Origin of the sequence: Blastococcus saxobsidens, from assembly GCF_010682065.1 — a bacterium.
Taxonomy (GTDB): Bacteria; Actinomycetota; Actinomycetes; order Mycobacteriales; family Geodermatophilaceae; genus Blastococcus; species Blastococcus saxobsidens_B.
The window spans coordinates 64874-76973 of sequence record NZ_JAAGWG010000012.1 but is presented as its reverse complement, the minus strand read 5'-3'; the positions used below and the strand labels follow the sequence as shown (position 1 = coordinate 76973).

Below are 12100 nucleotides of genomic sequence, written 5' to 3'. Positions count from 1 at the left end.
CGACCTGCCTCCGCACAGGGACGGAGTGCTCCCCGGGTGATTCCGCCATCGCCCTGGGAGCGCCAACCGGATGTCGTGGTGCCGCCGGGCGTCAGCCGGCGCTGACCACCGGGTCGGCCCGTCCCGGCCGGGGCTCGGGCGGGCGAGGGCCCTCGTGCCGCCGGCTGAGGTAGGTGCCGGCGACGTTCACGCAGGCGACCGTCGGGACGGCGATCAGCGCGCCGAAGATCCCGCCGATGAGCAGCCCGGCCGCGATCGCCAGCACCACGGCCAGCGGGTGCACGTGCACGGCGCGGCCCAGCAGCAGCGGCTGCAGGACGTGCCCCTCCAGCTGCATGACGGCGATGACGACCGCCAGGGCGATCAGCGCCTTGATCGGGCCGACCGCGACCAGCGCCACCAGCACGGCGACCGTGCCGGCGAGGAAGGACCCGATGATCGGGATGAAGGCGCCCAGGAACACCAGCGCCGACAGCGGGATGACCAGCGGCACGCCGAGGACCGCCAGCCCGATGCCGATGCCGATGGCGTCGACCATCGCGACGGCCACCGTCGCCCGCACGTAGCTGATCAGCGTGCGCCAGGCCCGGCGTGCGGCCTCGTCGACGTAGGCGCGGGAGTCGGCGGGGAACAGGCCCACGACCCACAGCCAGATCGACCGGCCGTCCTTGAGGAAGAAGAAGAGCGTGAACAGCGCCAGGACGATCCCGGTGAACACCTCGCCGACGGTGGCCGCGGTGGTGATGGCGCCGGAGGCGATCGTCTCCTGGTTGGCGACCAGCGTCTCCTGCGCCTGGGCGACGGCGTCGTCGAGCTGGCCCCCGGTGATCGGGAAGGTGCGGACGACGAAGGTGCGCACCTGCCCGAGGCCCTCGCTGACCTGCTCGGCGAGGTCGCCGAAGCCGGTGCTGACCTGCTGGACGACCAGCGTGATGATCCCGGAGACCACGCCCAGCCCGACGACGAGCATCGTCAGCGCGGAGAAGGACCGGGGCCAGCCCTGGCGCACCATCGCCGCGGCGCCGGGCTGCAGCAGCGCGGCCAGGAGCAGCGCCACGATGATCGGCACCACGACGAGGGCGACGTAGGTCATCCCGGTCAGCAGCGCGTACAGACCGGCGATGACGACCAGCAGCCGCCAGGACCACGCCGCCGCGGTCCGCAGTGCGGTCGGGACGCCGTCCTCGATGCGGGTGGGGGACCGGCCGGGCGGCAGCGGGCGTTCGCGCCGGCGCTGCGGCCGGCCGCCCTCGGGCGGGCCGCTCACCCCGCCGGGCCCGAGGGCGCCGTCGAGGTCCGGCGCGCCCGGCTCGGGACTGCCGAGCGGTGGTTGCTCGTCGCCGGCGCGGTCCTCGTCGAGCCCGTCGTCCGGCTCGTCGTGGTCGACCCGGACGACGTGGTCCGGTGACCGGTCGGGCCAGGCGTGCGGGTCGTGCTCGCGGGCGACGCGGATGCGCTCGCGGGCCCGACCGAGGAGGGCGCTGGCCCGGCGCCGCATCGCGTACCTCCGCGAGAAGTAGGGGTGGTTCGTGATCACGCTAGCCCTACGGGAGGATGTCCCCGTGGCGCGACGAGCTGAGCAGTGGCAGGCGGTACCCGCATGATCGAGCGCTACACGCTCCCCGACATGGGCCGGGTCTGGAGCGACCAGCACAAGTACGAGCTGTGGTGCCGCGTCGAGACGCTGGTGCTGGAGGCGCACGCGGCTGCGGGGCGCGTCCCGGCCGACGTCGTCGATCCGGTCCGCAACGCCCCGCCGCCCACGCCGGAGCGGGTCGCGGAGATCGAGGAGACGACGCAGCACGACGTCATCGCCTTCCTCACCGCCTGGGCCGACAACACCGAGCCGCGTTCGGCCGCCGCCTACGTGCACCACGGGATGACGTCGTCGGACCTGCTGGACACCGCGCTGGCCGTGCAGCTGACCGACGCCACCGACGTGCTGCTGGCCAAGGCCGACCGGCTGGTGGCCGCGCTGCGCGACCACGGCCTGGCGCACCGGGAGACGATCCGGGTCGGCCGGACGCACGGCGTGCACGCCGAGCCGGTCGTCTGGGGCCATCGCGTCGCCGACCTCGCCTTCGCCGCCGCCCGGTCCCGCGACCGGCTGCGGGCCGCGCGGGACGCCGTCGGCGTCGTGGCCATCTCCGGCGCCGTCGGCACCTACTCGCTGATCGACCCGGCGGTGGAGACCACGGTGGCCGAGGCGCTCGGGCTGCGGCCCGCGGACGCCTCCACCCAGGTGGTGCTGCGCGACGGGATCAGCGAGTGGGTCTCGGCGCTGGCGATCATCGCCACGGTCTGCGAGGCGATCGCGCTGGAGGTCCGGCACGGCCAGCGCACCGAGGTGCGCGAGCTGTCGGAGGCGTTCGGGTCGGGCCAGAAGGGCTCGAGCGCGATGCCGCACAAGAAGAACCCGATCCGCTCCGAGCGCATCGCCGGCCTGGCCCGCGTGGTGCGGGCGGCGATCGTGCCGGTGATGGAGGGCATCCCGCTCTGGCACGAGCGCGACATCTCGCACTCCTCGACCGAGCGGGTGTTCCTGCCCGACGCGGCGATCACCACCGACTACCTGCTGAACCTGACGGCGGGGCTGGTCGAGAACCTCGTCGTCGACGCCGACCGGATGCGGGCCAACCTCGAGTCCACCGGCGGCCTGATCTACACCTCGTCGGTGCTCCTGGAGCTGGTCGAGGGCGGGCTGTCCCGCGAGGACGCCTACGCGCTGGTCCAGTCGGCGGCCATGGAGACGTGGAACAGCGGCGTGCCCTTCCGCGAGACGCTGCGGACACGGGCGTCGGCGTCCGACGTGACGCTGGACGAGGCCCGGCTGGACGAGATCTGCCGGCCCGAGCAGTACGTGACCAACCTCGGGCCGCTGTTCGACCGGCTGGCCGCACTGTCATGAGCTCCGGCCCGGTGGTGGACCTCCCGCTGATCGCCCGCGGCAAGGTGCGGGAGATCTACGACGCCGGTGCCGACCAGCTGCTGCTGGTGGCCTCGGACCGGATCTCGGCCTACGACTGGGTGCTGCCGACGCCGATCCCGGACAAGGGGCGGGTGCTCACGCAGCTGTCGGTGTGGTGGTTCGAGCAGCTGACGCCGGTGCTGGACTCCTTCGGCGCGACGCACCACCTGGTGTCGGCCACGGACGTCCCGGCCGGGGTCGAGGGCCGGGCGATGCTCGTCCGGCGCCTGGAGATGCTGCCGGTGGAGTGCGTGGCCCGCGGCTACCTCTCCGGGGGCGGCACGAAGGAGTACGAGCGCAGCGGCTCGATCCGCGACGTCGTGCTGCCCGCCGGGCTGGTCGAGGGCTCGCAGCTGCCCGAGCCGGTGTTCACGCCGTCGACCAAGGCCGAGATCGGCGAGCACGACGAGCCGATCGACTTCCCGCGGGTGGTCTCGCTGGTCGGCGCCGAGCGGGCCGAGGAGCTGCGGGAGCTGACGCTGGCGCTGTACCGGCGCGGCGCGGAGATCGCCCGCGACGCCGACATCGTGCTGGCCGACACCAAGTTCGAGTTCGGTGTCGACGCCGCCGGCGGGCTGGTGCTCGGCGACGAGGTGCTCACCCCGGACTCGTCGCGGTTCTGGCCGGCGTCGTCGTGGTCCCCGGGTTCGGTCCAGCCGTCGTACGACAAGCAGTTCGTGCGCGACTGGCTGACGTCGTCGGGCTGGGACCGCGTCTCCGAGCCGCCGGAGCTGCCCGACGACGTCGTCGTCGCCACCCGCGAGCGCTACGTGACCGCCTACGAGCAGCTCACCGGCCGCCGCTTCGCCTGACCGAGACTCCGGCGAGATCTGCACACTGACCCCCATCCGGCCGCTATTCGGGGCGTCAACGCAGAACTCGGCCGCTGCCTGTGGACGACGCGGCAGGAGGGGGCCCGTTCCGGCGAGGCTGCGTCCGTGCCTCGACGAGCGTCCCCCTCACGGCTGACCGGTCCGGCTACCCGCGCGATGGCCGGCGCTGCCGGGATCAGCCGCAAGAGGCTCCGCCATCCGGACGTCGTCCGCTTGTCGCGTGACACCTACCTGCCCCGCGCCCTCCTGTCCGACCTGTCGGCGCGCATCTCGGCGGTTCAGCTGACCGCGCCCCCTGGCGCGGTGGTCAGCCACGCCACCGCGGCGGCCCTCTGGAGCCTGGACATCCCACTTCAGCGAGACGACGTGCGGGTGCATGTGACGGTGGCGACCGGATCGGCGGTGCGCGGGCGGGCGGACCGATGCATCCACCGAAGCCCCCTCGTACCGACTGACGTGGGCGAGCGGTTCGGTTTCCCGGTGACGACGCCGGAGCGCACCTGGCGCGACCTCGCCATGACGCTCGAGCCGGCTGCTCTGCTGGCGGTCACCGACCAGGTGCTCGCCGCCTGGTGCACGGTCGCGGACCTGGAGGGGCAGCTGGCGCGCCGGCCGTCGGGGCGTGGCTCGGCGCGGGCGCGGAGCGTCCTCCCGGTCGCCGACCCGCGGGCGGAATCCCCGATGGAGTCGGTGCTGCGCTGGCTGCTCCACACCGCCGGGGCCCCGGCGCCGGTGCTCCAGCACGAGATCAGGACCCCGGCCGGGCTGTTCCGTGCGGACATGGCGTGGCCGGACCGGCGCGTGCTGGTCGAGTTCGACGGCGACGTCCATCGCGACCGCGCGGTGTTCGTCCGGGACCTGCGCCGGCAGAACGCACTGGTGGCGTCGGGATGGACCGTGCTCCGCTTCAGCTCGGCCGACGTGCTGGGCAGGCCGGACGTTGTGGTGGCCCAGATCCGGCGCGCGCTCGCCCGGTGAGATCTGCGAACCGGCCCCTCACAGCGGCCGCAGCGGGATGAGTGTGCAGATCTCGCCCGGGAGATGGGGGGGGAGCGGGCCCCCGGTACGCTCGTCGGCGTGTCCCGAGTGGTCGTCGACGTCGTCCTGAAGCCGGAGATCTCCGACCCCCAGGGTCAGGCGGTGCTCGGTGCCCTCGGCCGGCTCGGCCACGACTCCGTGCGGAGCGTCCGCCAGGGCAAGCACTTCGTGCTCGAGGTCGACGGGACACCCGACGAGGCCGAGCTGAAGCAGATCGCCGAGACACTGCTCGCCAACCCGGTGATCGAGGACGTCGAGCTCCACCTCCCCAAGGACTGAAGCAATCGTGCGCATCGGTGTCATCACCTTCCCGGGCTCCCTGGACGACGTCGACGCCGCACGCGCGGTGCGTCTCGCCGGTGGCGAGCCCGTCGTCCTCTGGCACGGCGACCACGACCTCAAGGACGTCGACGCCGTCGTCCTCCCCGGTGGCTTCTCCTACGGCGACTACCTGCGGGCCGGCGCCATCGCCGCCCGCTCTCCGCTGATGCAGGACGTCGTCGCCGCGGCGAAGCAGGGCCTGCCGGTGCTGGGGATCTGCAACGGCTTCCAGGTGCTCTGCGAGGCGGGCCTGCTGCCCGGCGCGCTGACCCGCAACAGCCACCTGCACTTCCGCAACCGCGACCAGGTGCTCGTCGTCGAGCGCGCCGACACCACCTGGACGGTCGACTTCACCGAGGGCCAGCGGATCCTCATCCCGGTCAAGAACGGCGAGGGCCGCTACGTGGGCTCGGACGCCGACCTGGACCGCCTGGAGGGCGAGGGCCGGGTCGTGTTCCGCTACGCGGACGGCAACCCCAACGGGAGCTCCCGCGACATCGCCGGCGTCGCCAGCGAGAACGGCCGCGTCGTGGGCCTCATGCCGCACCCCGAGCACGCGATCGAGGACCTCACCGGGCCGAGCACCGACGGTCTCGGCTTCTTCACCTCCGTCCTGAAGGCGGTCGTCGCAGCGTGAGCCAGGACAGCGCCACCGCAGGACTCTCCGACCTCGACACCGGTCCGGGCCGGCTCGCGAACCGGCTGGACACCGTCGACCTGGCGGCGAGCACCCCCGACGACGAGCAGCCCTACGCGGAGCTCGGCCTCAAGGGCGACGAGTACGCCCGCATCAAGGAGATCCTCGGCCGCCGACCCACCACCGCCGAGCTGGCCATGTACTCCGTGATGTGGAGCGAGCACTGCTCCTACAAGAGCTCCAAGGTGCACCTGCGCCAGTTCGGTGACCTGCCGCCCAGCGAGGCGCTGCTGGTCGGCATCGGCGAGAACGCCGGCGTCGTCGACGTCGGCGAGGGCTACGCGGTCACCTTCAAGGTCGAGAGCCACAACCACCCCAGCTACGTGGAGCCCTACCAGGGCGCGGCCACCGGCGTCGGCGGGATCGTGCGCGACATCCTCACCATGGGCGCGCGCCCGATCGCGGTCATGGACAGCCTTCGCTTCGGCCGGGCCGACGCCCCCGACACCGCCCGCGTGCTGCCCGGCGTCGTCGCCGGCGTCGGCGGCTACGGCAACTGCCTGGGCCTGCCCAACATCGGCGGCGAGCTGCTGTTCGACGACTGCTACGCCGGAAACCCGCTGGTCAACGCCCTGTGCGTCGGCGTCATGAAGCACGAGGACGTCCGCCTGGCCAAGGCCGAGGGCGTGGGCAACAAGGTCATCCTGTTCGGCGCCCGCACCGGCGGCGACGGCATCGGTGGCGTCAGCGTGCTGGCCAGCGAGACCTTCGACGCCGAGGGCCCGGCGAAGCGCCCGGCCGTGCAGGTGGGCGACCCGTTCACCGAGAAGCTGCTCATCGAGGCGTGCCTGGAGATCTTCGCCGCCGACCTCGTCACCGGCATCCAGGACCTCGGCGGCGCCGGCCTCTCCTGCGCCACCAGCGAGCTGGCCAGCGCCGGCACCGGCGGCATGCACGTCGACCTGGACACCGTCCCGCTGCGCGACTCCACCCTGACGCCCGCCGAGATCCTGATGAGCGAGTCGCAGGAGCGCATGTGCGCGATCGTCGAGCCGGACAAGGTCGAGCAGTTCCTCGCCGTCTGCCGGAAGTGGGACGTGCGCGCCGCCGTCATCGGTGAGGTCACCGACGGCGACCGGCTCACCGTCGACTGGCACGGCGAGCGCATCGTCGACGTCCCGCCGCGGACCGTCGCCCACGAGGGCCCGGTCTACGAGCGCCCCATGGCCCGCCCCGCCGACCTCGACGCCCTGCAGGCCGACGACCCGGCCCGCCTGGCCAAGCCCACGACCGCCGCCGAGCTCCAGGCGCACTGGCTGGCCGTCGTCAGCAGCCCCGACGGCGCGGACAAGACCTGGGTCACCGAGCAGTACGACCGCTACGTCCGCGGCAACACCGTCCTGGCCCAACCCGAGGACGCCGGCGTCGTCCGGATCGACGAGACGTCGAACCGCGGCATCGCCCTCTCCCTCGACGGCAACGGCCGCTACGCGCGCCTGGACCCCTACACCGGCGCCCAGCTCAACCTCGCCGAGGCCTACCGCAACGTCGCGGTCTCCGGCGCCAAGCCGCTCGCCGTCACCAACTGCCTGAACTTCGGCTCGCCCGAGAACCCCGAGGTCATGTGGCAGTTCGCCGAGGCCGTGCGCGGTCTGGCCGACGGCTGCCGTGACCTGGGGCTGCCGGTCACGGGTGGCAACGTGAGCCTCTACAACGAGACCGGCGACGTCGCCATCAACCCGACCCCGGTCATCGGCGTCCTGGGCGTGCACGACGACGTCCGGAAGCGCGTCCCGACCGGCTGGCGGACCGCGGGCGAGACGGTGCTCCTGCTGGGCGAGACCCGCCCCGAGTTCGGCGGCTCCGCGTGGGCGAGCGTCGTGCACGGCCACCTCGGCGGCCGTCCGCCGGCGGTCGACCTGCCCGCCGAGCGCGCGCTCGGCGACCTGCTGGCCGCGCTGGCCGGTCAGGGCCTGGTCAGCTCCGCGCACGACCTCGCCGACGGCGGTCTGGCGCAGGCGCTCACCGAGTCGGCGCTGCGGTACGGCGTCGGTGCGCGGCTGCGCCTGGACGGTGACCCGTTCACCGCGCTGTTCAGCGAGTCCACCGCGCGCGTCGTCGTCACCACCTCCGACCCGGGCGGCGTGAAGACGACGGCCCAGTGGGCCGGGGTGTCCGTGACGGAACTCGGCACGACCGGTGGGGAGGCGCTGAGCCTCGACGGCGTGCTCGACCTCCCGCTCGCCGAGCTGCGCGCCGCCTGGAGCGCGACCCTGCCGGCGCTGTTCGGGTCTCCCGAGGTGGCCGTGGGCACCGTCCCGGCGGGCACCGTCCCGACCAGCTAGGCGGGCGGGATGGCAGGCCAGGCGCCGATCCCCGCCGAGGACCTCCGGGCCGCGATCGAGCCGGTGCGCGACTGGCTGGCCGGGGAGGCGGAGCAGCCGGCCCGGTCGGTGGTCGGCACGGCGGTGAAGACCAGCGCCCGCTGGCTGGCCCAGCAGGTGCCGGGGCGCTCGGTGGAGGTGCGGGTGCCCCCGCACGTCGCCGTCCAGTGCATCGAGGGCCCGCGGCACACCCGCGGCACGCCGCCCAACGTGGTGGAGACCGACGCGGCGACCTGGCTGCGCCTGGTCACCGGTGCGCTGACCTGGGCCGAAGCGGTGGCCGCGGGGAAGGTCAGCGCCAGCGGGAACCGGGCGGACCTGTCGGCGATCCTGCCGCTGCGTCCCCTGAGACAGCACTGAGCCCCGCCCGCTGGACAGCGGACGGGGCTCAGTGGGTGGAGAGGGTGATCAGGCGCCGAACAGGGCGCTGGCCGCCTTCACGGTGTTGTAGAGCCCGTAGGCCAGCGGGATGCCGACCAGGGCCCACGCGAAGGCGATGAGGCCCGTGGGGGTGTGGCTCGGCTGCTGGTCGGTGCTCGTGGATGCGGGGGTGCTCATCGGACGGTGCTCCGTTCGGGGGCGGCGGCTGCGGTGGGGACGTCGGTGGTCTTGGGCTCCCAGTACTTCTCCGCCACCGGCTTGATCAGCAGGTTGGCGATGAAGCCGACGGCCAGCAGGCCGACCATGATGAACAGCGCGGGCCGGTAGTCACCGGCGACGAGCTGGCCCGGGGTGCCGCGCGAGTCGAGGACACCGTTGATGATCAGCGGACCGACCACACCGGCGGCCGCCCACGCGGTCAGCAGCCGGCCGTGGATGGCGCCCACCTGGTAGGTGCCGAAGAGGTCGCGCAGGTAGGCCGGGACGGTCGCGAAGCCACCGCCGTAGAACGAGATGATGACCGCGGCCAGGAGGACGAAGATCCAGATGGCGGTGCTGCCGATGGTGGCCAGCAGGACGTACAGGACCAGGCCGACGCCGAGGTAGACCATGTAGATCGGCTTGCGGCCGATGAAGTCCGACGTGGAGGACCACACGAAGCGGCCGGCCATGTTGAACAGCGAGAGCAGACCGACGAAGCCGGCGGCCGTGGCGGCCAGGACCGTGGAGGTCTCACCGTTGCGGAAGAAGTCCTGGATCATCGGCGCGGCCTGCTCGAGGATGCCGATGCCGGCGGTCACGTTGCAGAACAGCACGGTCCACAGCAGCCAGAACTGCGGCGTCTTGATCGCGTTGTTGGCCGAGACGTTCTCCGTCGTGACCAGCGACTTGCTCTTGACCGAGGCCGGGTCGAACCCGTCGGGACGCCAGTCGGCGGCAGGCACCCGGATGATGAAGGCGCCGAACATCATGAAGACCAGGTAGATCAGCCCGAGGGTGAGGAACAGGCCCGCGACGGCGTTACCGCTGGGCACGGTGCCGACGACGGCCGGGTCGTAGCCCGGGTCGTACCAGTTCATCAGCTGGCGGGACAGCGGGGAGGCGATGAGCGCGCCACCGCCGAAGCCCATGATCGCCATGCCGGTGGCCAGGCCCGGACGGTCGGGGAACCACTTGATCAGCGTGGAGACCGGCGAGATGTAGCCGATGCCCAGGCCGATGCCGCCGAGGAAGCCGTAGCCGAAGTAGAGCAGCCACAGCTGCTCGGTGTAGATGCCGAGCGAGCCGACGAGGAAGCCCGACACTCAGAAGACGGCAGAGGTGAACATCGCGGCGCGCGGGCCGTTGCGGTCCACCCAGGTGCCGAAGACGGCGGCCGACAGGCCGAGCATGACGATGGCGATCGAGAAGATGATCCCGATCTGGGTGAGCCCGGTGCCGAAGTGCTCGACGAGGGCCACCTTGTAGACGCTGGTCGCGTAGGCCTGGCCGATGCAGAGGTGCACGGCCAGGGCCGCCGGCGGGATCAGCCAGCGGTTGAAGCCTGGCCGGGCGACGATGCGCTCGCGAGCCAGGAAGCTGGGTACTGCCACGGGGAACTACCTCCGGGGACGGGAACCGGAGGGGCCGGACGGCCACAACCGGGACGCGCCCTGTGATGTGGGTCGCGATCGAGTGGCACGGTACGGCGTTGATGCGCTAAGGAGCGCGCGAAACTCGCTTCGTGGTCGGCAAGTGACGGGAAGTAACGGAACTGTAGCGGCTGAGCCGTCGAAACGGCACCCGCCTAGGCTCGCGGCATGGCATACGAGGTGCGTGGCGTGGTCGCCCGCGGCAAGGGTCAGCCGGTCAGCGTCGAGACCATCCTGGTGCCCGACCCGGGCCCCGGTGAGGCGGTCGTCGACATCCAGGCCTGCGGGGTCTGCCACACCGACCTGCACTACCGCGAGGGCGGCATCAACGACGACTTCCCGTTCCTCCTCGGTCACGAGGCGGCCGGGCTGGTGGCGGCGGTCGGCGAGGGCGTCACCAACGTCGCCGTCGGCGACTACGTCGTCCTGAACTGGCGTGCGGTGTGCGGCGAGTGCCGCGCCTGCCGCAAGGGGCAGCTGCAGTACTGCTTCAACACCCACAACGCCGCGCAGAAGATGACGCTGGCCGACGGCACCGAGCTCTCCCCGGCCCTGGGCATCGGCGCCTTCGCCGAGAAGACGCTGGTCCACTCGGGTCAGTGCACGAAGGTGGGCCCGGCCGCTCCGCCGGCGTCGGCGGGCCTGCTGGGCTGCGGCGTCATGGCCGGCGTGGGCGCGGCCATCAACACCGGTGCCGTGCAGCGGGGCGAGACCGTGGCCGTCTTCGGCTGCGGCGGCGTCGGTGACGCAGCGATCGCCGGCGCGAAGCTCGCCGGGGCGACGACGATCATCGCCGTCGACATCTCCGACCAGAAGCTGGAGTGGGCCAAGGGCTTCGGCGCCACCCACACCGTCAACTCCGCCGAGACCGACCCGGTCGAGGCCATCAAGGCGCTGACCGGCGGGTTCGGCGTCGACGTCGCCATCGACGCCGTCGGCCACCCGAAGGTGTTCGAGCAGGCCTTCTACGCCCGCGACCTGGCCGGCCGCGTCGTGATGGTCGGCGTCCCGACCCCGGGCATGGAGATCACGCTGCCGGCGATCGAGATCTTCGGCCGCGGTGGGGCCGTCAAGTCCTCCTGGTACGGCGACTGCCTGCCCAGCCGCGACTTCCCGATGCTGGTCGACCTCTACCTGCAGGGCCGTTTCGACCTCGACGCCTTCGTCAGCGAGACGATCGGGCTGGACGACGTCGAGGCCGCCTTCGACAAGATGCACAAGGGCGAGGTCCTGCGCTCCGTGGTGGTGTTCGACAAGTGAGCGCCCGCATCGACAAGGTCGTGATCCCCGGCGTATTCTCCCTGGACGGGCAGGACTTCGACGTCGAGAACAACGTCTGGCTGGTCGGGGACGACGACGAGGTGCTGGTGATCGACGCACCGCACGACGCCGCCCCCATCGTCGAGGCGATCGGCGGCCGAAAGGTGGTCGCGATCGTGCTCACCCACGGGCACAACGACCACATCACCGCCGCGCCCGCGCTCCGCGAGGCCACCGGCGCGCCGATCTGGTTCAACAGCGCCGACCGGATGCTCTGGGACATGACGCATGCCGACTCCGAGCCCGATCGCGACCTGCAGCCGGGCACCCGGTTCACCGTCGCGGGCACCCGGATCGTCGCCCTGCACACGCCGGGTCACTCGCCGGGCAGCACGTGCCTGCACGCGGCCGACCTGAACACCGTCTTCACCGGGGACACCCTGTTCTGCGGGGGGCCGGGGGCGACGGGCCGCTCGTTCAGCGACCACCCGACGATCCTGAACTCGATCCGCTCCCAGCTGTTCAGCCTGCACGGCGACACCGTGGTGCGGACCGGGCACGGCGACGACACCACGATCGCCGCGGAGCTGCGCACCGTCGGCTGACGCCCCTGAGGGCCGAAATCGCCACTTCGGCCCTCGGGGACG

Annotated in this window: 13 protein-coding genes; 9 read left to right on the top strand and 4 right to left on the bottom strand. The window is 72.4% G+C overall.

Annotated elements, in window-relative coordinates:
• Positions 1-91: 91 nt before the first annotated feature.
• Positions 92-1537 carry an AI-2E family transporter gene (locus tag GCU60_RS09905; protein WP_345770512.1) on the bottom strand — a complete coding sequence of 482 codons (1446 nt, stop codon included), beginning with the start codon at positions 1535-1537 and terminating at the stop codon, positions 92-94.
• 63 nt (positions 1538-1600) lie between these two features.
• Here GCU60_RS09905 and purB point away from each other — a divergent pair, with 63 nt between their 5' ends.
• The 7 genes from purB (at position 1601) to GCU60_RS09870 (ending at position 8541) form a co-directional block, all read left to right on the top strand.
• The gene (gene purB, locus GCU60_RS09900; RefSeq protein ID WP_163204685.1) at positions 1601-2908 is read left to right on the top strand and encodes an adenylosuccinate lyase; all 1308 of its coding nucleotides are present in this window, start codon (positions 1601-1603) and stop codon (positions 2906-2908) included.
• Entirely contained in the window at positions 2905-3780 is an 876-nt protein-coding gene (locus tag GCU60_RS09895; protein ID WP_163204683.1) for a phosphoribosylaminoimidazolesuccinocarboxamide synthase, read from the top strand. The genes purB and GCU60_RS09895 overlap by 4 nt, the downstream gene beginning before the upstream one ends.
• 501 nt (positions 3781-4281) lie before the next feature.
• Positions 4282-4779, top strand: a complete 498-nt coding sequence (locus GCU60_RS21570) for a DUF559 domain-containing protein (protein ID WP_163204681.1) — start codon at positions 4282-4284, stop codon at positions 4777-4779.
• 99 nt (positions 4780-4878) lie between these two features.
• Positions 4879-5118, top strand: a complete 240-nt coding sequence (purS, locus tag GCU60_RS09885; protein ID WP_040338692.1) for a phosphoribosylformylglycinamidine synthase subunit PurS — start codon at positions 4879-4881, stop codon at positions 5116-5118.
• A 7-nt stretch (positions 5119-5125) separates the two neighbouring features.
• A complete protein-coding gene (purQ, locus tag GCU60_RS09880) occupies positions 5126-5797 on the top strand; it encodes a phosphoribosylformylglycinamidine synthase subunit PurQ (RefSeq protein ID WP_163204679.1) in 672 nt (223 codons plus the stop codon).
• Entirely contained in the window at positions 5794-8142 is a 2349-nt protein-coding gene (gene purL, locus GCU60_RS09875; RefSeq protein ID WP_345770511.1) for a phosphoribosylformylglycinamidine synthase subunit PurL, read from the top strand. The genes purQ and purL overlap by 4 nt, the downstream gene beginning before the upstream one ends.
• A gap of 9 nt (positions 8143-8151) precedes the next feature.
• Positions 8152-8541, top strand: a complete 390-nt coding sequence (locus tag GCU60_RS09870) for a sterol carrier family protein (RefSeq protein WP_163204677.1) — start codon at positions 8152-8154, stop codon at positions 8539-8541.
• A 48-nt stretch (positions 8542-8589) separates the two neighbouring features.
• Here the strand turns inward: GCU60_RS09870 and GCU60_RS19855 are convergent, their stop codons facing one another.
• From GCU60_RS19855 to GCU60_RS20260, 3 genes are read right to left on the bottom strand one after another with little or no spacing between them, the layout of a single operon-like run.
• A complete protein-coding gene (locus tag GCU60_RS19855; RefSeq protein ID WP_204261775.1) occupies positions 8590-8739 on the bottom strand; it encodes an MFS transporter small subunit in 150 nt (49 codons plus the stop codon).
• A complete protein-coding gene (locus GCU60_RS09865; protein ID WP_345770510.1) occupies positions 8736-9866 on the bottom strand; it encodes an OFA family MFS transporter in 1131 nt (376 codons plus the stop codon). The genes GCU60_RS19855 and GCU60_RS09865 overlap by 4 nt, the downstream gene beginning before the upstream one ends.
• Positions 9867-10154, bottom strand: a complete 288-nt coding sequence (locus GCU60_RS20260; protein WP_239520846.1) for a hypothetical protein — start codon at positions 10152-10154, stop codon at positions 9867-9869.
• 207 nt (positions 10155-10361) lie between these two features.
• Here GCU60_RS20260 and GCU60_RS09860 point away from each other — a divergent pair, with 207 nt between their 5' ends.
• Entirely contained in the window at positions 10362-11453 is a 1092-nt protein-coding gene (locus tag GCU60_RS09860; RefSeq protein ID WP_163204675.1) for an S-(hydroxymethyl)mycothiol dehydrogenase, read from the top strand.
• Positions 11450-12058: an MBL fold metallo-hydrolase gene (locus tag GCU60_RS09855; protein WP_163204673.1), complete on the top strand. Its 609-nt coding sequence runs from the start codon at positions 11450-11452 to the stop codon at positions 12056-12058. The genes GCU60_RS09860 and GCU60_RS09855 overlap by 4 nt, the downstream gene beginning before the upstream one ends.
• Positions 12059-12100: the final 42 nt, after the last annotated feature.